This window comes from Shewanella sp. SACH, assembly GCF_001887095.2.
Taxonomy (GTDB): Bacteria; Pseudomonadota; Gammaproteobacteria; order Enterobacterales; family Shewanellaceae; genus Shewanella; species Shewanella baltica.
Genome location: NZ_MPDG02000002.1, coordinates 929,686 through 956,409 on the forward strand (window position 1 = coordinate 929,686; position 26,724 = coordinate 956,409).

28 protein-coding genes and 2 tRNA genes are annotated in these 26,724 nt (G+C 44.9%); 19 read left to right on the forward strand and 11 right to left on the reverse strand.

What is annotated here, in order from left to right; genetic code table 11:
• Positions 1-15 precede the first annotated feature (15 nt).
• On the reverse strand, positions 16-516 hold the full coding sequence (locus BM607_RS11955) for a DUF4442 domain-containing protein (protein ID WP_006085741.1): 501 nt from the start codon (positions 514-516) through the stop codon (positions 16-18).
• Positions 517-740: 224 nt separating this feature from the next.
• On the opposite strand from BM607_RS11955, the gene BM607_RS11960 reads away from it, so the two are divergent.
• Both BM607_RS11960 and BM607_RS11965 read left to right on the forward strand, forming a co-directional pair.
• Positions 741-1,655 (forward strand): DUF368 domain-containing protein, encoded by a 915-nt coding sequence (locus BM607_RS11960; protein WP_071938309.1) that lies wholly within the window; start codon positions 741-743, stop codon positions 1,653-1,655.
• 226 nt (positions 1,656-1,881) lie between these two features.
• Positions 1,882-3,462 (forward strand): hypothetical protein, encoded by a 1,581-nt coding sequence (locus BM607_RS11965; RefSeq protein WP_071938308.1) that lies wholly within the window; start codon positions 1,882-1,884, stop codon positions 3,460-3,462.
• Positions 3,463-3,542: 80 nt separating this feature from the next.
• On the opposite strand, the gene BM607_RS11970 is transcribed toward BM607_RS11965, so the two are convergent.
• Genes BM607_RS11970 through BM607_RS11980 form a run of 3 tightly spaced genes read right to left on the reverse strand, consistent with a single transcriptional unit; the run spans position 3,543 to position 5,935 of the window.
• Entirely contained in the window at positions 3,543-4,202 is a 660-nt protein-coding gene (locus tag BM607_RS11970) for a PAS domain-containing protein (RefSeq protein ID WP_006085738.1), read from the reverse strand.
• Positions 4,203-4,252: 50 nt separating this feature from the next.
• Positions 4,253-5,527, reverse strand: coding sequence for an L-serine ammonia-lyase, iron-sulfur-dependent, subunit alpha (locus BM607_RS11975; RefSeq protein WP_012587139.1), 1,275 nt, complete (start codon positions 5,525-5,527; stop codon positions 4,253-4,255).
• Positions 5,528-5,551: 24 nt separating this feature from the next.
• The gene (locus tag BM607_RS11980) at positions 5,552-5,935 is read right to left on the reverse strand and encodes a RidA family protein (RefSeq protein WP_006085736.1); all 384 of its coding nucleotides are present in this window, start codon (positions 5,933-5,935) and stop codon (positions 5,552-5,554) included.
• Between the two features lie 256 nt (positions 5,936-6,191).
• Between BM607_RS11980 and BM607_RS11985 the strand changes: the two genes are divergently transcribed.
• On the forward strand, positions 6,192-7,463 hold the full coding sequence (locus BM607_RS11985; RefSeq protein ID WP_071938307.1) for an amino acid permease: 1,272 nt from the start codon (positions 6,192-6,194) through the stop codon (positions 7,461-7,463).
• Between the two features lie 100 nt (positions 7,464-7,563).
• Here BM607_RS11985 and BM607_RS11990 read toward each other — a convergent pair whose 3' ends face one another.
• The 3 genes from BM607_RS11990 to BM607_RS12000 are packed head-to-tail and all read right to left on the reverse strand — an operon-like array spanning position 7,564 to position 10,724.
• Positions 7,564-9,183, reverse strand: a complete 1,620-nt coding sequence (locus tag BM607_RS11990; protein ID WP_071938306.1) for a methyl-accepting chemotaxis protein — start codon at positions 9,181-9,183, stop codon at positions 7,564-7,566.
• A 44-nt stretch (positions 9,184-9,227) separates the two neighbouring features.
• Complete coding sequence (locus BM607_RS11995) at positions 9,228-9,638, reverse strand: phosphate ABC transporter substrate-binding protein (RefSeq protein ID WP_071938305.1); 411 nt, start codon at positions 9,636-9,638, stop codon at positions 9,228-9,230.
• Positions 9,639-9,647: 9 nt separating this feature from the next.
• Entirely contained in the window at positions 9,648-10,724 is a 1,077-nt protein-coding gene (locus tag BM607_RS12000; RefSeq protein ID WP_063884570.1) for a hypothetical protein, read from the reverse strand.
• Between the two features lie 773 nt (positions 10,725-11,497).
• Between BM607_RS12000 and BM607_RS12005 the strand changes: the two genes are divergently transcribed.
• Genes BM607_RS12005 through BM607_RS12015 form a run of 3 tightly spaced genes read left to right on the forward strand, consistent with a single transcriptional unit; the run spans position 11,498 to position 13,255 of the window.
• Positions 11,498-12,640, forward strand: a complete 1,143-nt coding sequence (locus tag BM607_RS12005; protein WP_071938304.1) for a transglutaminase domain-containing protein — start codon at positions 11,498-11,500, stop codon at positions 12,638-12,640.
• A gap of 16 nt (positions 12,641-12,656) precedes the next feature.
• Positions 12,657-12,974, forward strand: a complete 318-nt coding sequence (locus BM607_RS12010) for a hypothetical protein (protein WP_063884598.1) — start codon at positions 12,657-12,659, stop codon at positions 12,972-12,974.
• Positions 12,971-13,255 (forward strand): heavy metal-associated domain-containing protein, encoded by a 285-nt coding sequence (locus tag BM607_RS12015; RefSeq protein ID WP_063884572.1) that lies wholly within the window; start codon positions 12,971-12,973, stop codon positions 13,253-13,255. The genes BM607_RS12010 and BM607_RS12015 overlap by 4 nt, the downstream gene beginning before the upstream one ends.
• Before the next feature lie 246 nt (positions 13,256-13,501).
• Here the strand turns inward: BM607_RS12015 and BM607_RS12020 are convergent, their stop codons facing one another.
• Complete coding sequence (locus BM607_RS12020; RefSeq protein ID WP_071938302.1) at positions 13,502-14,008, reverse strand: hypothetical protein; 507 nt, start codon at positions 14,006-14,008, stop codon at positions 13,502-13,504.
• A 302-nt stretch (positions 14,009-14,310) separates the two neighbouring features.
• On the opposite strand from BM607_RS12020, the gene BM607_RS12025 reads away from it, so the two are divergent.
• The 12 genes from BM607_RS12025 to BM607_RS12080 all read left to right on the forward strand — a co-directional run bounded on the left by BM607_RS12025 (position 14,311) and on the right by BM607_RS12080 (position 24,890).
• Positions 14,311-15,264: a DUF523 and DUF1722 domain-containing protein gene (locus tag BM607_RS12025; protein WP_006082548.1), complete on the forward strand. Its 954-nt coding sequence runs from the start codon at positions 14,311-14,313 to the stop codon at positions 15,262-15,264.
• 59 nt (positions 15,265-15,323) lie between these two features.
• Positions 15,324-16,352 (forward strand): MerR family transcriptional regulator, encoded by a 1,029-nt coding sequence (locus BM607_RS12030; protein ID WP_071938301.1) that lies wholly within the window; start codon positions 15,324-15,326, stop codon positions 16,350-16,352.
• Positions 16,339-17,841: a deoxyribodipyrimidine photo-lyase gene (gene phrB, locus BM607_RS12035; protein WP_071938300.1), complete on the forward strand. Its 1,503-nt coding sequence runs from the start codon at positions 16,339-16,341 to the stop codon at positions 17,839-17,841. Before BM607_RS12030 ends, phrB begins: the two co-directional genes overlap by 14 nt.
• A 23-nt stretch (positions 17,842-17,864) precedes the next feature.
• Positions 17,865-18,311, forward strand: a complete 447-nt coding sequence (locus BM607_RS12040; RefSeq protein WP_063884576.1) for a nuclear transport factor 2 family protein — start codon at positions 17,865-17,867, stop codon at positions 18,309-18,311.
• Positions 18,311-19,111: an SDR family NAD(P)-dependent oxidoreductase gene (locus tag BM607_RS12045; RefSeq protein WP_071938299.1), complete on the forward strand. Its 801-nt coding sequence runs from the start codon at positions 18,311-18,313 to the stop codon at positions 19,109-19,111. The genes BM607_RS12040 and BM607_RS12045 overlap by 1 nt, the downstream gene beginning before the upstream one ends.
• The gene (locus BM607_RS12050) at positions 19,108-20,358 is read left to right on the forward strand and encodes an FAD-dependent oxidoreductase (protein WP_071938298.1); all 1,251 of its coding nucleotides are present in this window, start codon (positions 19,108-19,110) and stop codon (positions 20,356-20,358) included. Before BM607_RS12045 ends, BM607_RS12050 begins: the two co-directional genes overlap by 4 nt.
• On the forward strand, positions 20,355-21,164 hold the full coding sequence (locus tag BM607_RS12055) for a DUF1365 domain-containing protein (RefSeq protein ID WP_071938297.1): 810 nt from the start codon (positions 20,355-20,357) through the stop codon (positions 21,162-21,164). The genes BM607_RS12050 and BM607_RS12055 overlap by 4 nt, the downstream gene beginning before the upstream one ends.
• 1 nt (position 21,165) lies before the next feature.
• Complete coding sequence (locus BM607_RS12060) at positions 21,166-22,422, forward strand: cyclopropane-fatty-acyl-phospholipid synthase family protein (protein ID WP_071938296.1); 1,257 nt, start codon at positions 21,166-21,168, stop codon at positions 22,420-22,422.
• A 111-nt stretch (positions 22,423-22,533) separates the two neighbouring features.
• A complete protein-coding gene (locus tag BM607_RS12065; RefSeq protein ID WP_071938295.1) occupies positions 22,534-23,115 on the forward strand; it encodes a DUF2878 domain-containing protein in 582 nt (193 codons plus the stop codon).
• A gap of 85 nt (positions 23,116-23,200) precedes the next feature.
• The gene (locus tag BM607_RS12070; protein WP_012587154.1) at positions 23,201-23,815 is read left to right on the forward strand and encodes a chalcone isomerase family protein; all 615 of its coding nucleotides are present in this window, start codon (positions 23,201-23,203) and stop codon (positions 23,813-23,815) included.
• Positions 23,803-24,348, forward strand: coding sequence for a DUF3833 domain-containing protein (locus BM607_RS12075; RefSeq protein WP_071938294.1), 546 nt, complete (start codon positions 23,803-23,805; stop codon positions 24,346-24,348). Before BM607_RS12070 ends, BM607_RS12075 begins: the two co-directional genes overlap by 13 nt.
• Before the next feature lie 311 nt (positions 24,349-24,659).
• Positions 24,660-24,890, forward strand: coding sequence for a hypothetical protein (locus BM607_RS12080; protein WP_071938293.1), 231 nt, complete (start codon positions 24,660-24,662; stop codon positions 24,888-24,890).
• A gap of 95 nt (positions 24,891-24,985) precedes the next feature.
• Here the strand turns inward: BM607_RS12080 and BM607_RS12085 are convergent, their stop codons facing one another.
• Entirely contained in the window at positions 24,986-25,330 is a 345-nt protein-coding gene (locus BM607_RS12085) for a DUF3634 family protein (protein ID WP_071938292.1), read from the reverse strand.
• A gap of 153 nt (positions 25,331-25,483) precedes the next feature.
• Between BM607_RS12085 and BM607_RS12090 the strand changes: the two genes are divergently transcribed.
• Positions 25,484-25,669: a hypothetical protein gene (locus BM607_RS12090; RefSeq protein ID WP_006082535.1), complete on the forward strand. Its 186-nt coding sequence runs from the start codon at positions 25,484-25,486 to the stop codon at positions 25,667-25,669.
• Positions 25,670-26,176: 507 nt separating this feature from the next.
• Here BM607_RS12090 and BM607_RS12095 read toward each other — a convergent pair.
• Positions 26,177-26,252, reverse strand: a tRNA-Thr gene (locus BM607_RS12095).
• Between the two features lie 7 nt (positions 26,253-26,259).
• Positions 26,260-26,335 (reverse strand) — tRNA-Phe (locus BM607_RS12100).
• Positions 26,336-26,724 lie beyond the last annotated feature (389 nt).

Sequence of the window (26,724 nt, forward strand, 5' to 3'; positions counted from 1 at the left end):
GCTCGTGTAAAACGCTTATTTCTGTGGTTTTTCTGAAATCCACAACTTGATATGTCCTTTCACCACAACCACACCTTGGGTGTCGTAGGCGGTAACGGGGACGAGCATATCGCCGGGAGTCCATTGTTCTGGCGTCACTTCGGCGATACACAAAATATCGCTGCCGGCTTTAGCGGTATAATCCAAACTCATGCCCTTAGGGATCCAACGTAAATGCTTTGGAATTGAGGCTTCGGCCATCACGCCCATGGCCATTTCTAGGCCGTTACAAATCGCAATCACATGCACAGTTTTTATATGATTATGAACGGCATGGCGTTTTTTAATTAAACAGGCGCAATGATTAAGGCGTAATTCAGTGATCAGTGGTTTGATGGTGCCGAAATAGGGCGCCATGCGTGAAACCATGATTGAAAACAGTTTTTGGCCGAAGGGATAACGGCGCGTCTTATGGTAGAGCGCGAGCACTTTATTTGGTTTTTGTTCTGCAGTGCTAGAAGAGTCTGTCTGGCTCATGGTCATCCTTAATAATGATGCAAAAGGGTATTGTTATCTTGAGCCTGTTCCAAGTTGAGCTTGGACTGCTCTGGTCGGATGAGTGTAACATTAGGATAACAACAAATACCAGTCGGCTTAATTAAGCAAACTTCATTTCGCGGTTTTTAGTGTAACACCGTATAATTGCGGCCAATTTGTCGTTTAGCGGCAATGGTATATTGATTTAACTACAAGGACTCACAGTGAAATATTTGCTGACGTATTTTAAGGGAATGGCCATGGGCGCTGCCGATGTCGTGCCAGGCGTTTCGGGCGGCACCATAGCGTTTATTACCGGTATTCTCGATACCTTGCTCGACAGTGTAAAACGCATCAATCCTTCCCTTTGGGGCGTGATTAAGTCGCAGGGCATAAAAGGGGCATTTGCCCATATTAATGGTGGCTTTTTAGTGAGTCTGCTGGCGGGGATCCTGACCAGTATTTTTACCTTTGCTAAGCTGATATCTTGGTTACTGGCGACGCATCCGATCCCGATTTGGTCGTTCTTTTTTGGGCTTATTCTTATTTCTGTTGTGCATATGCTTAAGCAAGTGAGTGGTTTCACTGTGGCACGTTTAGGTTTATTTGCCTTAGGTGTGCTGGCTGCATGGGCGATAACTGTGCTGAATCCGGTCGCGGTAGAAGCCAGTTACATGAATATCTTCTTCGGTGGCGCGATTGCGATTTGTGCCATGGTATTGCCGGGGATTTCAGGCAGTTTTATCTTATTATTACTGGGTTTATATCCCGTGGTTTTAGCAGCGGCTAAAAATATTCAGCTGGATATTTTGGGCTGTTTCGCCGTTGGCGCTGTGATGGGATTACTGACATTCAGTCATCTATTGTCGGCACTGATGCGTAAGCACCACGATGCCACTATCGTGTTTCTAACCGGATTAATGTTAGGCACCTTAGGTAAAATTTGGCCATGGAAAGAAACCTTAACTTGGCGGACTAACTCCCACGGTGAGCAAGTGCCTTTGCTGGAGCAAAATATTTCGCCGCTTAATTTTGAGCAAGTGACGGGCCTACCTTCGCAACTCGCCTTTGCGATTGTGTGTATGCTGGCAGCGATTGCACTGGTATGGGGTTTAGAGAAAGTGGGTAAAAGGGATTAGCTCTTTGTTGCCTCAACATCATATTCAATAAAAGCAGCGAGATAGGCTGCTTTTTATTTTTTTGCTCATATGCTCATCTTACTTGAATCTGGTCAGTTTTGATTTTAGGGCAATGTCATTTAGCCCCGTTTTGGTTACAATCACAGTTCACATTTAGCGTCCTCAGTCGACGTTATGTTTCAGTTAAAACTCAGTGAGAGTTTGCAGTTACGATAAGGATATACTTGTGGATAAAAAACAGGTCTCATGGGGCGGTGTAGCGCTGGCGATTTTTGCCTTGGGTCATGTGGTTAACTTACTCATAGATAAACAGGGCTCTGATATATCGCCCGAATTAAAACAGCAAATTTCTGACACGATCTTGGCTCACAGACCACCATCCGCCGCGAATAATTCATTAACGTCCATTCCGAATAATCTTCAAGTGGCTGACGAGTCGTCCAAAATCCGGATGCCCGCTCAGTTAGCCCAAGTGAGTCAAATCTACAGTAATCTCAGTGCATTTGCGGCGCTCAAACAAGATGGCACTGTGGTTGCGTGGGGCGATCGTGACTGTGGTGGCGATATCAATAATGCTGCTGAGCCTCTGGTCAATGTAAAACAGCTATACACGACAGAGAATACCTGTGGTTTTGCGGCCTTAACCCGTGACGGTAAACTTATCCCCTGGGGGAGGGGGATAGGAAGGAAGCAAGTGCAGACGGGCGTTCGTTCTTTTGTGTTGGGAGAGGGGCTTTATGCGGCCATTAAACAAGATGGTAGTGTAGTCAGTTGGTCTATCCTCGATTCAACACCACTTGCACAGTTCTCGGATCTATATGCAGCGCCTGCGATGACCCATGTTGACTCTGTGTTGATTAACGAAGGGGCCTTTGCTGCCTTAAAACAGGATGGGACTGTAGTAACCTGGGGAGAAGAAGCTTATGGCGGCGATAGTCGCCACGTGGCCTCTGAGCTTAACCATGTCGATCTGCTCTATGCCAACAATAATGCTTTTACCGCGAGGACTGCGACGGGAAAATTAGTGTCTTGGGGCGCTGTCAGCGATGATCAGAAAGGCCGCGAACAACTGGCAAAACTCAACCAATTAGCGCCTGCAGTGAAAGTTGTCAACACTGATTATGGGTTTGCGGCGCTGCTGGCGGATGGCAGCGTATATACCTGGGGTGAGGGCGAATTGACTGAGCATCATGTCGCGTTTCCAGATCGTTTATCTACCACAAACCACGCCGATAAAGTGATTGATATTTATGCAAATCGCGGCGCATTTGCAGCCCTAACCATCAGTCGTCAACTCTACGTATGGGGCAGTAAATTCAATGGTGCTGATACATCAGTCCTACAAAATAAGTTGCAAGACGTGCACAAGGTTTATCCCGTTGATGAGGGCTTTGTCGCGCTACGTAAGGATAATACCGCGATTGCTTGGGATAGTTGGGACTTGGTAGACAAGCAACCACATTATCAAGAAGTCACTCAGGTGAGCAAAGTGGTGACTTATGAGCGGGAGTTTGTCTTTTTAAAACAGGATGGCACTGTGGTTGATGGCCACTCTGGACCCAAAACTCGAATCACTCAAGCAACGGATATTTTCCCTACTGGCTTTGGGTTTACGGCTAAACGCCAAGATGGCTCGGTTGCCGTGTGGATGGGAGGTAATCCAGCGCTGACCATCAATAAACAATTCGTTGATTTGAGCCAAATGCGTGACATTCGCAGCAATTTGATTGATGCCATTGCATTAATGGCCGATGGCCGAGTGCAGGCATGGAATATGAGGGGCCATAGCGGACAATCTACGGAATAACAAGTGCAAAAATAATAAAACGCAAGGGCTAAGGTTATTTACACCTTAGCCCTTTCTATTTAGGCGAGGTTTTTCTTGCTTTAAGCTTGATTGGCTTTAATTTCCCGCAGGTAACGATAAATCGAATGCACCGAAATCCCCAATCGAGTTGCTGCTACTTGGGCACTGTCCTTGAGCTCAAAAATACCTAACTCATGCAATTGATTGACGATTTCACGGCTCTTCTGTGAGGGTGAAATCCCAGGGTTGGAGCGCACTTCATGGTTGATACTGTCAATCGTGCTATGCAGCGCTTCATCGATATTGCGGGCAAATATCTCTGGTGAGCTGGTTACTTCAGTGCTGAAGAGATTATCCGGCATCATAGTGCGCAGTACAGATTGCAGCGGCGCATCCATGTCGCTGTTAATGCACAGCAAACCTATGGGCTGATTTTTACTGTTGCGGATAACTGTCGTGATCGATCTTAGCGTCTTACCATTGGCGCATTTAGTTAGGTAAGAGTTAGAAATATCCTGACCTGTCTTGAGTTTAAGCAAGGCAAGGTTGGTTATCGGCGCACCCACTTCTCGACCTGTGACATGGCCATTGGCAATTTTGACCACAGACGGATGTTTCGCATCTAGGCTGTGCAATACCACTTCTGTGTGCTGACCATACATAGCAGCGATGCCATCGACGATATTTTCGACCGATTTCAGAATATCCAGATCACTTTGCGTTAAATCTTGCAGTTTCACAATTTCAACCTTTGGTTATTAACCCGCCATTATTCAGCGGGTTAAAATCATTATGCCGACATAATATCGATAATAGTGACATCTGTGGATGACATGCCATTGAGGATCATTTTGCCAATGTTTTTAATGGTTTTTTCAACATCGGTAGCAATAATACCTTGGCCGGAGACATTGTGACTACTGAGCGCCATCAAAAATGAGCGTACGGCCGCACTGGAGGACGTGCTGACCTTCATGGCGCAGGAAGCTTTAGCACCGTCACACACCATGCCCGAGCTGTCACTGATCACGTTTTGAATCGCGAAACAGGATTGTTCGAACGAACCTCCCGCCAAATACACCATGGCCATAGACGCGGCGGCGCTGGTGACTGTATTACCACAAAATGCTGACAGCGGCGGATAGTGGGACTTGATATAAATTGCCCCGAGATGGCTCATGATCAACGCGCGGGCGAGTTGTTCTTCAGAAACCTTGTAACATTGCGCCGTTAATACCACGGGAATGGTCGCGGCGATGCCTTGGTTGCCACTGCCAAGATTACTCATGGCGGGCAAATTAGCACCGCCCATGCGCGCATCTGAGGCTGCAGCCGTTAACATCACGATTTTATTGAGTAAATCTTCACCAATAATGCCGGCGGCTATGCCGCTTTTCATGGTGCGGCCGACTTCGAGTCCATAGGGATTGGCCATGCCTTCATCGGATAACTTGCCGTTTAACTCAGAGGCCTCGAGGATAAACTTGATCTCTTCGAAGGGGACTTCTTGGGCGAAGCGATAAATGGATTCGATAGTGATATCCACGCCTTCACAGATGGAACCCGTGGCTTTAGCTTGCGTGCTATCGACACTGAAGACGGATTCGCCGTTGAGGCGCTTTTCGGCAATAAGCGTATGGCCACCACAGATTTTCACTAGGGCTTCGCGGTCGCCTTTTTTTGCGATAACGCAGCAATAAATAAATTCTGCGGTTTCAGTGCGCTCGACTGTGACTTTACCCGCATCGATCAGGGCCTGTGCTCTGGCGACTTGTTCCGGTGTGATCACTGCCAATACTTCTAAGCCCGCATCAGGATTACCGGCAATGGCGCCTGCCGCTGCGGCAATTGCCAGACCGATTTTGCCTGTACCAGGCACAAACACACCCATAGAGTTTTTATAAAGATTGTCAGACACTTGTACAGCAATTGAATCGGGCTCAACACCCAGTAAGGCGCGAGCGACGGCGGCGGCGTAAGCGGCGGCGATGGGCTCTGTGCAGCCTAATGCGGGCTTAACGACCTGTTTGATGATGTTAATATACTGCTGCCATTGGGGTTTCATCAGCTTACAACCTTTTGTTAATACTTAAATTTTCACGTGTGCTATCGCTTCAACTTCCACTTTAACGCCCAGTGGAAGATCCTTCACCGCAAAACAGCTACGCGCAGGGCAGTCGGTTTTAAAATAGGTTTTATACACTTCGTTAAAGGCGGCAAAGTCACTGATCTCAGCAAGATAACAAGTGGTTTTGAGAACCGTTTCTAAGCTACCGCCACCCGCTTCAAGCACGTATTTGAGATTCTCTAGCGACTGAATCGATTGTGCGGTGATCCCACCGTCAACCACGCCGCCTTTCTCTTTACAAACGGGTAGTTGGCCAGAGGTAAAGATGAGATTGCCATAGCTCGTACCGTGTGAATAAGGGCCAATGGCTGCGGGAGCGCTTTCTGCGTGAATAATGGTTTTCATTGTATCTCCAACGTGCAAATAAAATTGAATGCCGCGTTCGGCCTATGTGCAACATTATTTGTATTTTTTGCATTTATTGCAATTATTTTTTAATAAATTTCACTTGTCACTGTGATTTGTGCGCTATTTATCCCGTTTTTAGCTAAGTTGTGAGCGTTAACTCTTTGTTCAACAAAAGTTGAGTATAATGGTTGCTGAGTTTGTTTTGTTCAAATATATTTGCACAAAATAATAGCAACAAGGTAAAGGTGAAATAATGGATGCAACAATTACTGCTGCACAGTGGAAAGCAGATACCCGCTTCGATAGTACGGATTGGGGCTGGATAATCATGAGTATCGGTATGGCAATTGGCGCGGGGATCGTGTTCTTACCTGTACAGGTCGGTTTAATGGGGTTATGGGTGTTCTTACTGTCAGGCATTATTGGCTATCCGGCTATGTATATGTTCCAGCGGTTATTCATCAATACCTTAGCTGAATCACCTGAGTGTAAGGATTACCCGAGTGTGATTTCGGGTTACTTAGGTAAAAACTGGGGCATGTTGTTGGGCGGTTTGTACTTCATCATGCTGGTTATTTGGGTGTTTGTGTATTCAACGGCCATTACTAATGACAGTGCTTCTTTTTTACAGAGCTTTGGGGTGACGAAAGACTTGTTGTCACATAATCCCTTCTACGGGTTAGCGCTGATCTGCGGCTTAGTTGCTTTAGCATCCCGCGGCGAAAATCTACTGTTTAAGATCTCCACTTTTATGGTGCTGACTAAGCTGGGCGTTGTGGCTGTGTTAGGGCTATTGATGGTGGATAAGTGGGATATCAATAATATTGGCGCTATTCCGGCAACGGGAGATTGGTTAAAAGATGCGGTCGTTATGCTGCCCTTTACGCTGACATCGATTCTGTTTATTCAAAGCTTAAGCCCTATGGTGATTTCATACCGTTCGCGGGAAAAATCCTTAGCCGTGGCGCGCTTTAAAGCGATGCGCGCCATGAATATTGCCTTTGGTGTCTTGTTTGTCGTGGTGTTCTTTTATGCTGTGTCATTCACGCTCGCTATGGGTCATGAACAAGCGGTGCGTGCATCGGAAGAAAATATCTCAGCCTTAGCCATGGTCGCCCAAGGTATGCAGGGACAAACACTGAAATTACTGAGTCTGACACTGAACATTTTTGCGGTCATGACGGCTTACTTTGGGGTGTATCTTGGTTTCAGGGAAGCTTGCCAAGGGCTAACCATGAATATGCTGCGTCGATATATGCCTGAAGATCGCATCAACAAAAAGCTTGTGGGTTACGGCATCATGATTTTCACGATTCTACTGTCGTGGGGCGCGATTGTATTGAATGCGCCAGTGCTGAGCTTTACATCGATTTGCAGTCCAATCTTTGGTTTGGTCGGGTGTTTGATCCCTGCTTATTTAGTGTATCAAGTGCCTTCACTGCATAAGTACAAAGGTGCGTCGCTGTACATCATTATCATCACAGGTTTATTGCTGTGTGTATCACCTTTCTTGGCGTTTAGTTAGCAGGTTTAAAATGAGGGAAGTTAAGCCTTGATGCATAAAAAATCGGTATTGAGTTACTCAATACCGATTTTTTGTGGAGGAAAACTATCTCACACAATGGTCAAAGTTTGAATTGTGAGGTGGCGTTTTTCAGTTCATCGGCAAAATCAACTAGCCCTTCGGAAACATTGCGAACCTGCGACAGAATTTGCAATGTCTGTTCGAATGAAGCGTTCATGTTGACGACATTATCGACCACTTGGGAAGCGACTGAGGCTTGCTCTTCCGTTGCCGAGGCAATGTGGGTGTTCATGCTATTGATACTGACAATCTGCTGCTGAATCGATTTTAATGCACTGCCTGTGTTTTGGGCATTGGTTTCATTTTCTGAAGATTTCGACATGGCCACATTCATGGTATTGACCGAAGAAATGGCCGCCGTTTTAAGGTTTTGCAGTACATGACGAATTTCTGTGGTTGCATCTGCGGTTTTAGAGGCGAGGGCACGGACTTCATCCGCTACCACGGCAAAGCCCCGTCCTTGCTCACCCGCGCGAGCAGCTTCGATGGCAGCGTTCAGTGCCAACAGGTTAGTTTGCTCAGCAATCGAGGTAATCACATTTAAGATAGAGGTGACATTTTCAGTGTCTCTGGCAAGTTCATTAATCGAGTTAGAAGCGGCCTGAATCCCCGTATTTAATTCCTGTGAAATATCAATAGTCCGCTGGACGACAGTCATACCTTGCATGGCTTCTTTTTCGGCTATCTGGGCAGCACTGGCGGCTTGGCGCGCATTTTGTGAAATTTCGATGACAGAGTGGCGCATATCTTCCATTGAGACTTGCACAGCACTGGCATCATGGCTTTGTTTCTGAGTTGCATGCGTTGCATCTTCCATACGTTGTTTGAGTGAGTGCGAGCTTGCAAGCAAGGGATCGGTAACATTCACCACTCTGCGAATTGAATCACCGAGTAACCCAAGGAATCGATTGAAGTTACTCGATACTTGGCCGAGTTCATCACTACCAGACACGTTAAGTTTATGGCTAAGATCACCCTTACCATCGGCGAGCTCACTCAATGATTGGGCAACATTACGGGCGGATGAGCTAATGGCGCGTGCAATGGCGATAGTGACAATAAACATCACGATCAGCAAAGCGATACCGATGGAGAGGGTGAGCCATAAGCTTTGCTCCGATCTGTCGCCTGCTTCTTTTATTGATTGTTTAAATTCGAGTACTTTTTCTTGTTTGTAGTTTTGTATTTCATTGAGTACGGCTTCATAGGCTTGGGATTTTTCTTGGCTGATTTGGCCAATATTTGCCATATCAATCGTACCTGCCAGCATGCCTTTAGCCAGCTTAATTGTCATATCGTTATAACGGGTTAATTTAGCCGATAGATTGTTGAGTTGATTGGCTTGTGAGGGATCGACGTTGTCTAACTGTTGGAGGTTTTTGCGTAAAGATTCGTACATAGTACCTGCATTGGTTAACAGGTCTTCGTCGGCAAAAGAAACGGATTGAGTATAAAGCTCATCGAGTCGTTGGATAAAAAACACGTTTTGATTGGCGAGTTCAACCCTTTGGTAAACTTGCTGCTCCATATAGTTAAGAGTGGTGCGATTTTTATTTATGGAGATAACACTAATGCTTAAGTTTAAAGCGAAAATGATGACTGCTAAAATAAATATCGCGATAACTTTTTTAAAAATAGAAATGTTATTAAAGAAATTCATCCCTTGCCCCCAAGTTGTGCCGAGCTAAAGCCCGGCACTCCAATCTAAAACTCGGCAATAACTTTTACCGAATCATTGGCCTCACTACTATCAATATAGCCAATAATATTAGGGTTAGATGCAACTAATTTTATCATCTCCGCCCCACTACTGACCTCCTTGGGTGGCGTTCCTTTGCCTGTAAACACTTTCTGTGACCAATATGACTTAAGTTGGCTGGATGACTTGCCCAATACTTTAGTGTCAAATGTCTCCCTTAAGGGCATAGCGCTGTCAAGATTTACCGGTACTGCTTGGGCTCCTCCTGGGAAGGTCTTTGTTTTTCCTAAAAAAATATTCTCGATTGATTTTTGATCTATTGTATCCGTATTACTGGGATTCACTATGACTACTACGCCAGCAAATAATGGCATTGAGAGTAAACTGAGTAGGATTGAGCAAAGTAATTTTTTCATATCTCTCTCCTAAAATACTAAATCAATACCAAGACTGATGGATTTCGAATCCCCTGCGATTTTCAAGCCTGGGCCACCGTCATCTTTAACATCATCATATTGAATTTTAAAGGCTGCCGAGGGGTGGAAATCCCAACGTATTCCTACTGAACTCGTATGGTGCACTTCGAGATTTTTACCTTCATTGAAGTCCGAATAGGAAATGTATGGCATCACTGAATCGATACGGTAGCCGAAAGTGAGCAAGTAAGTATCTAGATTGCTACCATCGAGATCTAAGCGGTTCAGCTCTGATAGAAAGAGGAAGTTCTCATAATCTATGTTAACTGACAGGCCATAAAATTTGCCTGAACGTTGGGTGCTGCCATTCCATTCCTGCTGAATTCCACCAATATAACGTTCATTCGTGTATTGCATATGTGTAAGGCGAATATCTAACCAATCTTTATTGAATTGGACAACAATACCGCCTATGTCCTTCCACACTTCTCGGGTATTTTCGAGGAAGAAAAAGTCAGATAACAGTTTATTGGGTTCACTATCTTCGCTACCGTAATAGACTTGCCCTGACATGGTCCAGTCGCCAATTAAATAGTTATATAGCGCGCTGACACCTGTGTAGTTAAATATTTGCCATGTGTAGTTATCTGCGGGTGGACGTATCCAAGGATAGGCATATCCAACATCAAAGAAATCACTGTAATAGTAGAGAGGTAGGCGTTTTTTACCGCCTTGTACTGTCCAATGATCATTGATCTCGTAGGATAAATAAGCCCATTCAAAACTTGCTGAAAAATCATCGGCACCGCGTGAGACGACCTGTGCTGTGGCTGTTAATCCTTCAAGTAAATCCGCTGAAAATTGGATTCCAAATAAGGTATCCGGTTTAAAGCTAATATCTTCATCGTAGGCACCAACGAGTGGATAGTCGGCGAGAAAGGTGGGACCTAAATCAAACTCAGCAACGCCAGAACCTTCGAGAACTTGACCCGCGACAACTGAGGCAAAACCTGAAATGTTCACTTCTGCATAAGCGGTGGAGCTGAGCAAGAGTGAGCAAAGACCTAATGAAAACTTATGTTTCATAAAAAAGCCCTTTAAAGTGAGGTATATTCGTTTTTAAGCCTAGAACAGGTGTGAACATACGCAAACTTTTATGGAACATTTTTGCAACACAGTGGTCTAAGTCCCATTTCGGACGATGAGTTTGGAATTTATGTTGTGATTATTGAGTTGAAAGTGAGTTGAAAGCGCTAGATGCGCCAAATATCTAGACCTGAATTCGGGCAAGTTTAGAGGTCGCAATTTTAGTACACACTTAAATTGCAGATTTAAGCGTATAAATTTTAGTCACTAAATTCGAATTCTGTTTCATTTTTGCAGATGAAAATGTTGTAAAGCATATTTTGTAAATAATAGTTCGGCCAAGAGAATAACTCATTTTATTAAATGAGAACTCTGCACGTTTGCACGATAAATAACTAGGAATTATCTCCCTCATAAATATTAACTTCGACTAATGTTGATATTTTTTGCGGTGTGATTATAAATGAAATACGAGTGATACTTGTTTTAGTAAACTTAAATTTGTTCGGTTTATATAATCCTCTTAATTTTTTATCGTTTTAGTCTTCTAAAATTGCTCTTCTAAGAAAAGTCGACATTTATCCCATTTTCACGAGTATGTAGCGCTGCGGCATATTTTACTGCGTCTTTTTCTCCGATTTACGGCCTTTGTACTGTATGGTGAGCAGCCTAAATTGGGTTTGATTGCTGCATAGGGCCATAGAACCTATAATCTTGCTCTGTGATGTTGAGTTCTCTTCTTTCTAACATGATCCAATAAAAGGAATGTCATAATGCAAAGACGCAATTTTTTAAAAAGTGCGGCTATTTTGTCGACTGCGGGTTTTATCACGCCGGTACTGGCATCTTCCTCTAAATCGAGTGTCGTTGAACATAGCTCAAGCGATGGACGTCGCCGTTTTATCTTAACCAACACTTACCATCTTGTTGCTCCTGAAGGCTCTGAGGGCGTGGTTAAGTTGTGGATCCCTTTGCCTGAAGACACGCAATTCCAACGGGTCAGTAAGCTGAATTTCACCGGCAGTTTTAAAGATGCCTATATCAGCTCAAACAACAGTTATGGCGCTAAAACGCTGTTTGCGACTTGGCCAGATGCCAAAGACAGCATGACAATGACCGTTGAGTTAGGCATTGAAACCTTAGATTGGGAACCGCTTAAAAGCGGCGCTTTGACTCACTATCGCACACCAACACAGATCCACTATCCTGCAGATGTAGAACGTTATTTACTGCCGACTAAACATATGCCGATTAACGGTATTGTGAAGCAAACGGCAGATAAAATCGTCGGTAGCGAAACTGAGCCACTGAAACAAGCGCGACTGATTTACCTTTGGGTTAGCGCCAATATGTTCCGCGACAATAGTGTGATTGGCTGTGGTACAGGTGATGTGGCCAGCATTTTAGAAAGTGGCAAGTTAGGCGGTAAGTGTACCGACATTAACTCGGTATTTGTGGCGTTAATGCGCGCTGTGGGTATCCCTGCCCGTGAAATGTTTGGTATTCGCTTAGGTCAGGCGATCAAGATGGGTCATTACTCTAAAAAGGCCTTTGGGAGCGCCGATGACAAAGGGGCTGCCGATGTCAGTGGCGGTCAACATTGCCGCGCTATGTTCTATTTAGCGGGTTATGGTTGGTTGCCCGCCGATCCTGCCGATGTGACTAAAATGCGCTTAACAGAGAAAAAAGAGCACAGCGATCCTGCGGTTCAGGCAGTGAATGATTATCTCTTTGGTAACTGGGAAATGAACTGGGTTGGCTTTAACTATGGTCGCGACTTTGATTTATTCCCTGAAGCCGAGCAGACACCACTGAATAACTTTGGTTATCCGTATGCGGAAGTCGATGGCGATCCTGTGAATTATTATGAACCAAAAGTGTTTGCCTATGACTACCAGTCAACCGAACAACGCTAAGGGACTCTTAGCGACGATGGCCGCCGCAGTGATTGCTGCGGTTGCTTCAAGCCTATGCTGTATTGCCCCGCTTATTTATCTGGTGTTCGGGGTGTCGGCCGCGAGCCTGTCGGGGATTGAGCAGCTGAGCTGGCTGCAAGTGCCCATGTTGATACTGTCTACTGGACTTATCCTGATGGGATTTTGGCGGCTCTATTTTGCTAAAAAACTATTTTGTACTGCGACGTTGAGTCGTACTCAGATGGTGTGGCTGTACTGGTTAACTGTGCCTGTCGTGCTGGCATTTCAGTTATATCCTTTTGTATTACCTTGGTTATTAGAGGTGTTCGAATGAAGTTAGTGTTATTTCTCGCCTTTAGCCTGTGTTCAGCGTCGAGCTGGGCGGCAAACGTGCTGGTTACCTTGGATGTTAAGGGCATGACTTGTCCGCTGTGTGTCACTGTCGTGAATAAAGCCCTGCGTAAAACCGATGGGGTGATTAAGGCCAAAGCTTCGTTGAAAACCGAACAAGCAATAGTGACTGTGCCAGAGGATTTTAATCTCGATAATTTGCTCAAGGCCGTTGATGAAACCGGTTATAAGGGCAGTATTAACAAGATAGAGAAACAAGCTTAAGCGTCTTAGAACAGTTGCAGGTAACGCATTTTAGCAGCTCGTTTTTAGCCACTTTCTATTAGCCAGTTTTTAGCAAAAGAGTGAGCCGAAAAATATTAAAGATCAGCCTAGGTTCAAATGCTTAGGCTGATCTTTAACGAATAAACTAATCTTCACGTCATCAGTTTATCTTCCACACCCGCTTACACTTCTCTCAATACTCAATACACCCCATTCCGCTTCACGCCTTGGCATTCCATTGCTTTGTTAGCTGTAATACACCTCGGGTTCGACACTGCGCTGCCTTTGTTCATTTTTCTCTGAAGACTCCTTTATCAGATCCATTTTTTGCGCTTGCAGTAACTCTAGCTGCTTGGCTTTTTCTTCATCAGACAGGCTTTCATCGTTGGCAATTTTTTCCATTTCAGCCTCTAGCTGCTTCAGTTTTTCCCTATCGATACCTGTACGCTTATCGAGGATCGTCTGCATGGCTTCAGCCAATTTGTCGGTGCTTTTATCTGACTCAGGGGTGCCAGCAATGGCTTGCACATTACCCGTATAGCCTTGTTTGGCGTTAGGTGCGAGATGGCTATAGGTATCGGCAGTCGCTAGAGGCACAGAAAAGGAGAGGGTTACAGTATCTTGGCTTGCTGCGGGACCCGATGCCTTAATCAAAGTGGGATCATTGGCTTGGCTACTCTGGCTCGATTTGAGTTGCGTGAGTGCCAAATTAGCATAGGGATTGGTATAGCTGTTGGGGTTGATTGTGCTCATGTCCGATTCCTTTTGGTATGGCCCAGTGGTTGCGATTGAGTCCCTTGGTCACCTTTGGCTTTAATGTTGTGCGGTTAAATGGTGCTACTGGGCGTTCAACTCAATCTAATGATGACTCGGTATTTTATTAAGCAAGTTAGAGGCCAGCTCAGGCTTATGTGAGGTTTATGTGTGGTTCATTTGTAATTGATTTATCAGAAGTCACGCTTGAACGAGACTTTTAAAAAATATTTATACAAAAACTTGATCCTTGTACAACTATGGTCCGTAATTAAAGACATAGTGATACAAGGAGTCGACTTATGTACAAGTTTAACCCGCAGCGAATTCAGATTGGGATCAGTGCTTGCTTATTAGGGGAGAAGGTTCGTTTTGATGGCGGACATAAAAATTCTACCTATTGTAATCAAGAGATTAAGCAATTTTTCGATTATGTGCCTATCTGTCCAGAAATGGCGATTGGCCTAGGTGCACCCCGAAAAAGTATCCGTTTAGTCCGTGATGGCGAAACCATCTTGGTTCAAAGCGGTGACGGTAGCTTAGATGTGACCGATAAGCTCAATGAATACAGCGAAAACAAGGTTGAAGAGCTCGATTTCCTCGGCGGATACTTGCTTTGTGCTAAGTCGCCAACCTGCGGCATGGAGCGGGTGACAGAGTACAAAATTGGCACTAACAATGGCTCTAAGTCGGGGATTGGTGTGTTCGCCCGCAAGTTGATGGAGCGATATCCACTATTGCCTGTGGAAGAAGAAGGCCGCTTGCATGACATGGTGCTGAGGGAGAACTTTTTCACCCGCGTTTATGCCTATCACGATTGGCACCTGATGAAGCATGAAGGGCTGACTAAGCATAAGTTAGTGAAGTTTCATTCCCGCTATAAATATTTATTAATGGCGCATAGCCCTACATGGTATCGCGAGCTTGGTCCGATAGTGGCCAATATTGAGGATCTTGAACAAAGCGCAACCCGCTACTTTGAAGGCTTTATGACGGCCCTCAAAATCAATGCGACCCGTAAAAATCATACCAGTACGCTGCAGCATATTCAGGGCTACTTTAAAAAGCATTTGAGCAAAGAGCAAAAGACAGAACTGTCTGAAGCGATTATGAAATATCGCGAAGGTTTATTGCCTCTGTTAGTGCCTATCACGCTTATCAACCATTATCTGCGGGAATTCCCAACGCCTTACATAGAAGAGCAAGTGTATTTGAATCCTCATCCAGAGGCGTTGAAGCTGCGCTATGCCTATTAGTATTTTTTTGCCGTACTGAGTAGTTTTTAGCTTTGAATTTAGTGAGTTATTACTGATATATGAAACAAGATACCCAGTCCATAACCAACGATGAGCCCAATGATGGAGTATTACTCCCCATTGGTGAAGTGTCGGCCTTAACGGGCGTGAATGCTGTGACCTTAAGGGCATGGCAGCGCCGTTTTGGTTTAGTGATCCCTGCGCGCACGCCCAAGGGACACAGATTATATACGAGTAAAAATATCCAAGAAATCCACGAGATTAATACATGGTTAGCTAAAGGTGTTGCGATCAGCAAGGTTAAACCTTTGCTGATGAGTGCCGCCAAATTATCAAGTGAAATGATTGAATCCCAAGTTGTCGATCTGTGGGGCGAGCAAATTATTGCGCTGAATGCAGCATTGTTCGACTTCAATCAGCATAAATTGCAGCAGATATTAGACGATGCATTTGGCTTATATCCGTTTCAATTAGTGAAAGAAAAGTTACTGCAACCTTGGCTTAATCAACTCGAAGACTTAGTGGATGAGCGGCTCGATGCCGAGTTAATTCTCGCTTGGTTAAAAAGTGAATTACTCAGCCGAGTTGGTGGGCGTTATGCCTTTACCGGACAGGCCATTGCGGCGCGAATGGCTGTGGTGCAGTTATCCCGCGGCGCGTCCACTCCGCCTAATTCTTCCCGTACTAAAAGCTTGTTTTCTCAGCTCTTATCGCTCGAGTTAGCGTCGCTTCGAGTATCGGTTATCGACCTTGGCGAGCAGGCCATAGGTAGTTTACCGCTGCTGCAGGGTAGGCTTAACGTCGATGCACTTTTGCTGATCCCTGATCCAAATCATTCGGGGTCTGAGCAGACTGAAATGCTCACTGTATTGGCACAAATGAGTTTCCCCTGCCGATTTGTTGGCCCCTTTGTACCGACGTTGACTTCCTTATCGGCTTTCTGGGCGCCTTCGATGACTGACTTTATTGGACAAATGCCGTCTCGCTCAGTGGGGAAGGTCAACAGAAGTCACAAAGGCAAAGGGAAAAGTATTGGCGTGAGTCAAAGCGAGCAGGGCAATAGTGGAGAAAACAATGACATCAGTTAACGATTCAATGCCAATAGATTCAATGTCAATAAAAGTGCAGGGCAATAATGCATTGATGTGGTTTCGCCAAGATTTACGCCTCGCCGATAATCAGGCGCTAACCGCTGCTTGCGATTGGGCTCGGGAGAATGGCGTGGCACTTAAGGCGATTTATATCGCTACGCCAACCCAGTGGCAACGCCATGATGTGGCGCCCATTCAGTTGGATTTTATCGAACGTCATATTAATTTACTTGCCCAAGGGCTGGCGAGTTTGGGGATTATATTCGAATTAATTCAGTTAGATACCTTTGCCGATGTGCCAGCGTTTATCCGTGATTACTGCCAGCAGCAAGGTATTAGCCGCGTGTTTGCCGGCAGTGAGCCTGAGATTAACGAGCAACAGCGTGACCAAGCCTGTATTCAGGCGGGTATTCCTCTGGTATTAACCGATGAGCATTGTTTGCTTAAGCCGGGCACAGTGCTGAACTTGTCCGGCGACATGTATAAGGTTTTCACCCCTTTTAGCCGTAAGTGGCGAGAAATTGCCGCTCGCCATGCCATTTTGCCGCTTCCAGTTCCGGCGCCGCTTGGACCTGTGTTGACCGAGCCAAAGCCACATTTGTTTAACAATGTCACTAAAGTATCGAGTGAACTTTGGGCTGCGGGAGAAGGGCAGGCAAAGCGTTTGCTCTCGGCCTTTATTCAGCAGAAAGTGCAGGATTATAAGCAAGATAGGGATTTTCCCGCCATCGATGGCACCAGTTCAATTTCACCTTATCTGGCCATTGGCGTCATTAGCCCAAGACAATGCGTTGCCGCGTTGCTGCATGACTTCCCCGAGGTGATTGTCGACGATACTAGTCCAGCCCGTACTTGGTTAAATGAGTTGATCTGGCGTGAATTCTATCGTCATTTGCTGGTGGCATTTCCTGACTTATCTAAAAATCATAATTTCAATCGACAAGCCGACCATGTGCAGTGGCGAAACAATCCGCAGGAGTTTGCCGCTTGGTGTGAAGGTCGTACTGGCTATCCGATTGTTGATGCGGCAATGCGTCAGCTCAATCAAACGGGTTGGATGCACAACCGTTTGCGTATGGTGGTGGCGAGTTTCCTAACTAAACATCTACTGATTGATTGGCGTTGGGGCGAGCGCTATTTTCGCCAAAAGCTTATCGATGGTGACTTGGCTGCAAATAATGGCGGCTGGCAGTGGTCCGCAGGTTGTGGCTGTGATGCCCAGCCTTATTTTCGCATTTTTAATCCTATGAGCCAGAGTGAAAAGTTTGATCCAGATGGCAGCTTTATCCGTAAGTACTTACCAGAGCTCGCATCTTGGGGAATTAAGCAATTACATCAACCCAGTACAGCGCAGACACCGTCCTTGTTTGAACAGCCGTTATTTAACACTAAAGCGGCTTATCCGAGTGCGATTGTCGAGCATAGTGCAGCAAGAGCAAGGGCGTTAACCGTACTAGGCGTATTGAAAAAGGCCGCGGCCCAATAAATAGGATCAGGAGCAATAACCAGATGACAAACCAAGCGACGACTGAGACTAATACGCTTGTTGATGATTTTATTCAGCTTTATCAAGCCTTGAATAAAGATAACTTGCACCTGTTGGGCCAAGTTTACGACGACAGTATTAGCTTTACCGATCCTATGCATCAAATCACAGGGCTAGAGTCGTTAACTCAGTACTTCGCGAAGTTATATAAGAATGTTAAGCATATTCAGTTTGAGATCAAAGAAGTACAGCAGGATGCGAATCAAGCCGCGCTGTTTTGGCAGATGGAATATAGCCACCCTAAATTGAATAAAGGCGAACTTATCCGTGTTGATGGCATGAGCCAACTTAAATTCAACGACAAGATTTATTTTCACAGGGATTACTTCGACTTAGGACAAATGTTGTATGAGCATTTACCTTGCATGGGCGGGCTTATCCGCTTGCTTAAAGACAGGGCGGCTAAGTAATGGACGTTGTTAAGCCATTGAAAATTAATACCGTGCTTATTACAGGTGCAAGCTCAGGCATTGGGCTGCAACTGGCGCAGGATTATTTAGCCTTAGGTTGGCACGTCATTGCCTGTGGCCGCTCCCAAGAAAGATTAGATGCGTTAGCCTTGAATGAACTCGTAGGTGCCACGCTGTTAATTTTTGATATATCCCAGCGCGACCAAGTTCAACAAGCTGGCCAAGATTTAGCCGAGCTGTTGGCGAAAACCGATTGTCAGCTCGATTTGGTGGTTTTGAACGCGGGCAGTTGTGAGTATATAGACGATGCTAAGGCCTTCGATGATGTGTTATTCGAGCGAGTCGTCCATACCAATTTAATTGCGATGGGATATTGTCTCAGCGCATTTTTACCTTTAATGCCAAGGGGTTCACGTATTGGCTTAATGAGTTCCAGCGCTATTTATTTACCTTTCCCTCGCGCTGAAGCCTACGGCGCCTCTAAAGCTGGCGTGCAGTATCTCGCTTCGAGTCTCTCGCTTGATCTTGCTAAGAATGACATAGGTGTGAGCTTGATTTGCCCTGGTTTTGTGGCGACGCCACTGACCGCAAAAAATGATTTTTCTATGCCAATGCAAGTGAGTGTACAAACCGCTTCTAAGGCGATCCGCAATGGGCTGAAAGGTGGTAAGCGCGAGATCCATTTTCCGCGACGCTTTACTTATCTATTGAAATTGATGTCGTTTTTACCTGCCTTTGTGTGGCAAAAAATGATTGCAAACGATACTCAAGCCAAGCCGCTTAAGGACAAGAGTTTATGAAAAATATCGCCATCGTCGGCACCGGCATTTCTGGATTAACCTGCGGCCATCTATTAAGCGAGTCGCACAAGGTCACAGTGTTTGAGGCCAATGACTATATCGGCGGCCACACGGCGACAGTCGATGTGGAGCACCAAGGCCAAACCTACGCTATAGACACAGGTTTTATCGTGTTTAATGACAGAACCTATCCACGATTTGAGCGTTTATTGGCTCGCCTTAACGTGACCATATTACCGACTGAGATGAGTTTCAGTGTCCATAATGCGCTGACAGGGCTTGAATATAACGGCCACAATTTAGGGAGTTTGTTTGCCCAAAAGCGTAACCTGCTGAATCCGCGCTTTTGGGCCTTTTTAAAAGAAATTCTGCGTTTTAATAAAGGCTGTAAGGCACTCTATCAAAAGGATATTTACCCTGAAGGCAATTTAGGTGATTATTTAGACAGTGAAAATTTTTCGCGCTTTTTTGCCGAGCATTATATTTTACCCATGGGCGCGGCAATTTGGTCTTCGAGCATAGAAGATATGCGTGCGTTTTCGTTGAAGTTTTTTATTCGTTTCTTCCAGCACCATGGTTTATTAAATGTCAGTGATAGGCCCCAGTGGTATGTGCTAAAGGGCGGCTCGCGGAGCTATATTCCTGATCTTATTGCGCCCTTTAAAGACAATATTCGCCTTAACTCCCCCGTGACAGGTATTGAACGTCATGGCAATGGGGTGAAGCTAGAGGTTAACGGTGAATGGTTGGAGTTTGACGAGGTGATTTTGGCCTGTCATAGCGACCAAGCACTGCGGATGTTAAACGATCCCACGCCCACAGAACTCGCCATTTTAGGCGATCTCAGCTACCAGAATAACGATGTGGTGCTGCACATGGATACGCGCATCTTGCCTAAGCGAAAAGCGGCCTGGGCGAGTTGGAACTATCGGTTAGATGGCAATCTAAAACGCCCAGCGTCAGTGACTTACAACATGAACATACTGCAACAGTTACCAGCCAATGCACCGACGTTTTGTGTCACTTTGAATCAGTCAGAGTTGATTGATGAGGCGAAAGTGATACGCCGCTTCAATTATGCCCACCCAGTGTTTAACGAAGCCAGCCTTAAGGCGCAGGGCCGCCGTGAGGAAATATCGGGTCAAAATCATACCCATTTTGCTGGAGCCTATTGGCACAATGGTTTCCATGAAGATGGTGTTCGCAGTGCACTGGATGTGTGTGCCCATTTTGGTGTCAGCCTATGACCGATCTAAATATGACAGAGCTAAATAGCGGCATTTATTATGGCACTGTATCCCACAGCCGTTTTACGCCGATTAAACATAGCTTTAGTTATGCAATGGCGCTGCTGGCGATTGACTTAGATGAAGTCGATAAGATCAGTGCCATGGGGCGAGTTTTTGCCAGTCAGCGCCGCGCTTTACTGAGATTTAATCCGAAAGACTATTTAACTTCTTTTACGACCAAATCCAATAACAGTGGTGAAGTGGCAGTTGCCGATCCGAGCGCCGCGGCACTTAAGAGTCGAGTGTTAGCGCAAGTGGCTGAGTTAGGTGCAGATAAGCTGTGCGACCGAGTTTTGTTTGTAGGTCAGATCCGTCATTTTGGCGTGTATTTCAGCCCAGTAAATTTCTACTTTTGTTATCAAGATAAAACGCCTTTATACATGTTGGCCGAGGTGAGTAACACGCCTTGGGATCAACGCCATTGCTATTTAGTGGATGTAGCCGCGCCCAAACCTTCTGACAAAGTGTTCCACGTTTCCCCCTTTATGACCCTCGATATGCGTTATCTCTGGCATGTGGCTGCGCCGAGTGAAGACTTAAATATTGGTATTGAAAACAAGTCGATGCAAGGGAATGGTAAAAAACTGTTTAATGCCAATCTAATGATGAAACGCCAACCGATCACAGCGGCCAATTTACGGACGCTTTTATTTCGCTTTCCTTTTATGACTCTCAAGATCTTCTTCGGGATTTATTGGCAAGCGCTGAAACTCTTTTTCAAACGTGTGCCCTTTGTGCCGCATCCAGCTCAGATGGAGAAATAACATGGAAAATACTGCTTCGCAAACCTCAGTCGCCACAGGGAAACTGCCCGACAGTATTGCGCGTAAAGTCTTGCTCAAGGCGCTGGAAAGTCTGCCCCACGGTTGCTTGACCTTAGTTGAAGGTGACAAGAGCTATCGTTTTGGTGAGAGTCATACCGATTTACATGCCACGCTTGTGGTTAAACACCCCAGTTTTTATCGTCAAATAATGCTTTCAGGCTCCATTGGTGCGGGAGAAGGTTATATTCAAGGCCATTGGACAAGCCCAGATCTCACCAAAGTCGTGCAACTGTTTGCCCGCAATTTAGCCTTGCTCGATAGGATTGAAGCTAAGTTTTCTTGGTTAACCGGCACGATAAACCGTGTTAAGCATGTGCTGAATCGTAACTCGCAGGAGGGCTCAAAGCGCAACATTCTGGCCCACTACGATTTGGGTAATGCCATGTACGAGCAGTTCCTCGACCGTGAAATGTTGTACTCGAGTGCGCTTTATCCCCATGAGGAAGCCAGTTTGCAGGAAGCACAGCTGTTTAAGCTGATGACTATCTGCGAACGACTCGATTTACAGCCCGGTCAAACCTTGCTTGAGATTGGTACTGGCTGGGGCGCACTGGCTATTTATGCGGCCAAGTACTATGGCGTGCACGTGACAACGACGACGATTTCAGATGCGCAATACGCCTATGCCAAAGCGCGCGTTGAAAGCGAAGGCCTGAGCGATAAAGTGACACTGCTGACCGAGGATTATCGCAATCTGACGGGGGAATACGACAGGGTTGTTTCTATCGAAATGATTGAAGCGGTAGGGCATGAATATTTACCGGGTTTCTTTAAAAAGCTGGAATCACTGTTAAAGCCCCATGGGCGTATGCTGCTTCAGGCGATAACGATTGCCGATCAACGTTACGACAGTTATCGCAAAAGTGTGGATTTTATTCAGCGCTATATTTTCCCCGGTGGCTGTTTACCTTCTGTTAGTCAAATGGTCGGTCATATTGCCAAACAGACGGATATGGTGGTCTGGTCGCTCAATGATATGGGGCTCGATTACGCTAAAACGCTGAGGCATTGGCATGAGAATTTTGATCATGCCGTGGGTGAAATCCAAACCTTAGGTTATGGCGAAGATTTTATCCGCATGTGGAAATTTTACCTAAGTTATTGCGAAGGTGGATTTTTAGAACGCACCACAAGCACAGTGCATTTAGTTGCCGTACGTCCGGACTATCGCGTTCTAGGCAATAGTCAGCCTAGCTAGGCTGTTCCTGCGGCAATCCGGTTAGATTAGCCGTTGAGAGTAGTCTGTTTAGGTGCATCCGTTCAAATGAAATTGTCGCTGTAGTTGTAGCAAGATAAAAGTGAGGCAAAGATGAAGTCAATGTTAGCTAACTCTCGGCATCTGCCTAAACATCAGGGTTTTATTCTCTATAACGCCCTGAGTTTTCAGGCTGTGTGGTGGTCTAGTGTGCTTTGGCTTAACTTGTCACTGCTGCTAACTATACCTTTATTATTGCTTCACTTTATCCTGTTGTCCTCGTCGGGTAAGGGCCAATATCGCCAAGTGGATTTACGATTAATTCTCAAGGTTGCAGCCCTAGGGATCGGCATTGACACTGTGCTGTCGGTTTTAGGCCTGTTCGAGTTTGCAGCCTTCCCTTGGTGGCTTGGCTGTTTATGGCTGCACTTTGGCTTGAGTTTAAATCATAGCTTAGCGTTTATGCGACCCTTACCGCTGATATTGCAGGCGTTACTCGGAGGAATATTTGGCACGTTAAGCTATGTCGCGGGCGCGCAGTTTAATGCGGTGACTTTGCCCTACGGCAATGTCATTTCTGCTGTGGTGTTATTTTTTGTTTGGCTAGTCTTGCTGCCATTTTTAATCCAACTTGCTAATCCCTATGGATTTAATCGAAGCACTAAGGCTCGCTCTTTTACTGTATTTGGACGTTAATTATTGAAATCTAGGAATTGAGTCCGGTTAAGTCATTTTTTAGTCAATACGTGTTGTAAGACATCATGCAGTCAAAGGGGATCCTATGTCGTCAGTTCGTAATCGCAGCTCAAATCTTGGTTTTTCATTTTTGAATTCAAGCTGCTTAAGTTTATTGGCGCTCAGTTTATTGACCGCACCTCTAAAAGCATTAGAGGCGAAAACGCCAGATTTTGAAAACATTACTATCGAGCTGAATGATGCCGCCGATGTGACGCAGACTTTTCAGGAAGTAGGGCGCGGAGAAATGGATTGGCTGTGGTTTAGTTTGTATAAGGCGAGACTGATGACGGTAAATGGCCGTTATCAACAGGGGCAATATCCTCTACTACTAGATATTGAATATTATCGAGATATAGAGTCTGAAGATCTGTTAGAAGCGACCAAGGATCAATGGCAGCATCTAGCGTTTGCCGAAAATGATATCCAGCGTTGGTTGAGTTTATTAACCGCCACTTGGCCCGATGTGAAGCAGGGCGACCATTTAAGTTTTAAGGTTATGGATGGGCAAACGAGTCAGTTTTTCTTTAATCATCAACCACTCGACATTATCCACGATGCTAATTTTGCTGAGGCATTTTTAGCGATTTGGTTATCGAAAGACACTAGCCGTCCGAGTTTACGGGCGCAATTACTCGGAGAAAAACCATGCGATTGTTAACACGACTTATCGGTCAAAAGTTATTGTTAGGCCTAATAATGATAGGTCTGCTATCGAGTTGCTCATCGGTGGAAGTGACGGATTATAAAGATACTCATCCTACACTGGTGTTGGAATCATTCTTTAATGGGCCATTAAAAGCGTCTGGAATAGTGCATGATTTTAGTGGCAAAGTGATCCGCAAATTCAATGTCACTATGGAAGCCAGTTGGCAGGGAAGCGAGGGCGTCATCAATGAATGGTTTGTTTATGATGATGGCGAAACTCAAACTCGTGTGTGGCGCATTAAAGCGCTAGGGGAAGGGCGATACTCGGGAACTGCAGGTGACATTATCGGCACCGCCGATGGTCAATCCAGCGGTAGTGCGCTACGTTGGAAATACGATATGTTATTACCCGTGGATGGCGATGAATACCAAGTTCATTTCGACGATTGGATGTTCTTAGTGAATGACAATACCATTATAAATCAGAGCGATATTATTAAGTTTGGTATCACAGTCGCCCAGGTGACTTTAGTGATCCAAAAATAACATGAGCCAATTTTTGCCTAGGTTGGCTTAGCTAAGCTTAATTACATTTATCTCAGCTTGTCTTGGATTAACTAGGCCTATTATGGCTTACATGTTCATTAAGGCCTAAATTTTTATTGAGACTTAACTTGAGTTAAACAGTATAGCTTGGCTAATAATCACCTTTTGTCTGCACTAAAGTATTCAGCTCAAACCAAAGTGGCAGCTAGGCATTTTTTGCTAGCGGCATAAAGTGATAAATATAATAGTCATGTTGGTGTAACTCATTGTTTATTATTTTAATTATTCCGAGTTTAAGTTGGTATAGATAAATGATTAAAAAACACTTAGTTCTATGGGGTGCCTTGTTGAGTTTATCGTTAACTGCTTGTTCATCCTTTGATGTTATGTTTGAGGAACAAGCTGAGACAAAAGCCGATCCCTATCAACCAGCCAGCGATCCTATGGTGCAAGATAATGAACGCCGTATTCGAGATGCGAGGGAAGATGGTCGTTTAGAATCCGATTTTTTAAAACCTTGGTATCCGGTTAAGTTTAAATAAGAAGAGTGGGTTAGGGACTCGCTGCAACCTCAATACTTAACCTTCAACAAGCATTGAGGGTTAAGTATTGAGGTTGCTAGGGGAAAGGCGAAGAACTAGCCTGCTTGACGACTGTTATCTATCGACTTTTTGTCATAATATTCAAACGGAAACAGATTACGTATCCTTTGCTTCACATTGTCACTCACGTTGGCAGAAATATGTAAGCGTACATCTCCAGATTTTTCAGCCCTAACAGTACACGTCAGTTTTTCTGCTTTAGCAATGTGGCGACATTCCCGCTCGAATCGTTCGGGGATCTTGCCCTTATGCAGAGTCATGCGACCATCTTTAAAATGCATTTCAAAAATAGTCAGACCTTTCTTGCCACCAAATATCAGTTTGTAAACGAGAAATATACCAATAGCGACAAAAATGAGTTTGAAAATATCGGCTGTCATAACGCCTCCTATTTTATGTTTATAGGTCAAAGATACTCCTGAGTGACTTGTTTTAACAGTGCGCTAACACGCAATTTTGAATTGGCAATAAAATCATTCCCGCCTAGACTTAACTGGCTAAGGAAAAGTAACCCCTCAGTTAAGGAAAACGCCATGTACTTATCAAATGCAGATCGTTGGTCATTATTGTGTAAGAAGCAAATCGATGTTATCGAAAAACTTTCTGCGCAATTCCCCGAGAGAAAAGCACATCTTAGTGAGCTCACTCAAGGGTGGCGCCATGTTCAACATCAAGTTCAAGCCGGTGATAGGCCTATGCCACTCGAGCTAATTAAATAAGCGCGAGCTGCTTGATCTGATAGTTTGTATAAGAGCCCAAAGTCACTCAATGAGTGGCTTTTTTATGCGGCGAATATTTACGCTCTGTTTATGCAATTTATCGAGTACTTGGATAAGGCGGGTTTCGATAGTAAGTTCTTTTCAGGATAAGTAACACATAAACTGCTGGTGTTGACGTGAGTTAGTAGCGATTGACTACAGATTTCAGATACAAAAAAACCACTCATTGAGTGGCTTCGTTGTTATATGGTGCCGGCACCAGAGTCGAACTCGGGACCTACTGGAATTATCGAGAGTAAGTCAGTTGCACTTTGCTTTAAACTAACTCAATTTTTAGATACAAAAAACCACTCATTGAGTGGCTTAGTTGTTTATATGGTGCTGGCACCAAGAGTCGAACTCGGGGCCTACTGGAATTATCGAGAGTAAGTCAGTTGCACTTTGCTTTGAACTAATTCAAATTTCAGATACAAAAAAACCACTCATTGAGTGGCTTCGTTGTTTATATGGTGCCGGCACCAAGAGTCGAACTCGGGACCTACTGATTACAAGTCAGTTGCTCTACCAACTGAGCTATGCCGGCTAAATTGTGGTGCCCGAACCCGGAATCGAACCAGGGACACGAGGATTTTCAATCCTCTGCTCTACCGACTGAGCTATTCGGGCAACTAAAATAAGTTTTAGTTGACTACTTTGAACTCGCTGGCTGAGCCGTCTTGTTCGAAGTGCGGCTATATTAGCTAGTGAGTTTCACCTCTGCAAGTGCTTTTTCCTAATTAATAACTCGTTCGGCGGTTTAATGTGCATCTTGGCTGTTTTTTATCTCTTATTCTGTGAATTCAGGTCAATTTCATTCGTTGACTGTATTTTTCAAGTCAGGGGGATGCTGATGTTTACTATAGATTTGTGCTCATAAATCCTAATTGTCGGCTTACTTTCTAAAATTTAGAAAGATATGAGCGATTTTTACTGATTTTAGTTTTTAAAATTAGACTTATGATAATGAATATTATTTCATGGATGGCATGAAGAAAACGCGAATACGGAGTCGCAGT

Excerpts from the sequence above, each read along its gene's own strand:
- BM607_RS11985 (WP_071938307.1), top strand. The coding sequence starts at position 6,192 with ATGGATGCAACAATTACTGCTGCACAGTGGAAAGCAGATACCCGCTTC.
- BM607_RS12005 (WP_071938304.1), top strand. The coding sequence starts at position 11,498 with ATGCAAAGACGCAATTTTTTAAAAAGTGCGGCTATTTTGTCGACTGCG.
- BM607_RS12075 (WP_071938294.1), top strand. The coding sequence starts at position 23,803 with ATGCGATTGTTAACACGACTTATCGGTCAAAAGTTATTGTTAGGCCTA.
- BM607_RS12080 (WP_071938293.1), top strand. The coding sequence starts at position 24,660 with ATGATTAAAAAACACTTAGTTCTATGGGGTGCCTTGTTGAGTTTATCG.
- BM607_RS11995 (WP_071938305.1), bottom strand. The coding sequence starts at position 9,638 with ATGAAAAAATTACTTTGCTCAATCCTACTCAGTTTACTCTCAATGCCA.
- BM607_RS12085 (WP_071938292.1), bottom strand. The coding sequence starts at position 25,330 with ATGACAGCCGATATTTTCAAACTCATTTTTGTCGCTATTGGTATATTT.
- BM607_RS12065 (WP_071938295.1), top strand. The coding sequence starts at position 22,534 with ATGAAGTCAATGTTAGCTAACTCTCGGCATCTGCCTAAACATCAGGGT.
- BM607_RS12000 (WP_063884570.1), bottom strand. The coding sequence starts at position 10,724 with ATGAAACATAAGTTTTCATTAGGTCTTTGCTCACTCTTGCTCAGCTCC.
- BM607_RS12055 (WP_071938297.1), top strand. The coding sequence starts at position 20,355 with ATGACCGATCTAAATATGACAGAGCTAAATAGCGGCATTTATTATGGC.
- BM607_RS12020 (WP_071938302.1), bottom strand. The coding sequence starts at position 14,008 with ATGAGCACAATCAACCCCAACAGCTATACCAATCCCTATGCTAATTTG.
- BM607_RS11955 (WP_006085741.1), bottom strand. The coding sequence starts at position 516 with ATGAGCCAGACAGACTCTTCTAGCACTGCAGAACAAAAACCAAATAAA.
- BM607_RS11980 (WP_006085736.1), bottom strand. The coding sequence starts at position 5,935 with ATGAAAACCATTATTCACGCAGAAAGCGCTCCCGCAGCCATTGGCCCT.
- phrB (WP_071938300.1), top strand. The coding sequence starts at position 16,339 with ATGACATCAGTTAACGATTCAATGCCAATAGATTCAATGTCAATAAAA.
- BM607_RS12070 (WP_012587154.1), top strand. The coding sequence starts at position 23,201 with ATGTCGTCAGTTCGTAATCGCAGCTCAAATCTTGGTTTTTCATTTTTG.
- BM607_RS11975 (WP_012587139.1), bottom strand. The coding sequence starts at position 5,527 with ATGAAACCCCAATGGCAGCAGTATATTAACATCATCAAACAGGTCGTT.
- BM607_RS11990 (WP_071938306.1), bottom strand. The coding sequence starts at position 9,183 with ATGAATTTCTTTAATAACATTTCTATTTTTAAAAAAGTTATCGCGATA.
- BM607_RS12010 (WP_063884598.1), top strand. The coding sequence starts at position 12,657 with ATGGCCGCCGCAGTGATTGCTGCGGTTGCTTCAAGCCTATGCTGTATT.
- BM607_RS12015 (WP_063884572.1), top strand. The coding sequence starts at position 12,971 with ATGAAGTTAGTGTTATTTCTCGCCTTTAGCCTGTGTTCAGCGTCGAGC.
- BM607_RS12040 (WP_063884576.1), top strand. The coding sequence starts at position 17,865 with ATGACAAACCAAGCGACGACTGAGACTAATACGCTTGTTGATGATTTT.
- BM607_RS12050 (WP_071938298.1), top strand. The coding sequence starts at position 19,108 with ATGAAAAATATCGCCATCGTCGGCACCGGCATTTCTGGATTAACCTGC.
- BM607_RS12060 (WP_071938296.1), top strand. The coding sequence starts at position 21,166 with ATGGAAAATACTGCTTCGCAAACCTCAGTCGCCACAGGGAAACTGCCC.
- BM607_RS12030 (WP_071938301.1), top strand. The coding sequence starts at position 15,324 with ATGAAACAAGATACCCAGTCCATAACCAACGATGAGCCCAATGATGGA.
- BM607_RS12090 (WP_006082535.1), top strand. The coding sequence starts at position 25,484 with ATGTACTTATCAAATGCAGATCGTTGGTCATTATTGTGTAAGAAGCAA.
- BM607_RS12045 (WP_071938299.1), top strand. The coding sequence starts at position 18,311 with ATGGACGTTGTTAAGCCATTGAAAATTAATACCGTGCTTATTACAGGT.
- BM607_RS12025 (WP_006082548.1), top strand. The coding sequence starts at position 14,311 with ATGTACAAGTTTAACCCGCAGCGAATTCAGATTGGGATCAGTGCTTGC.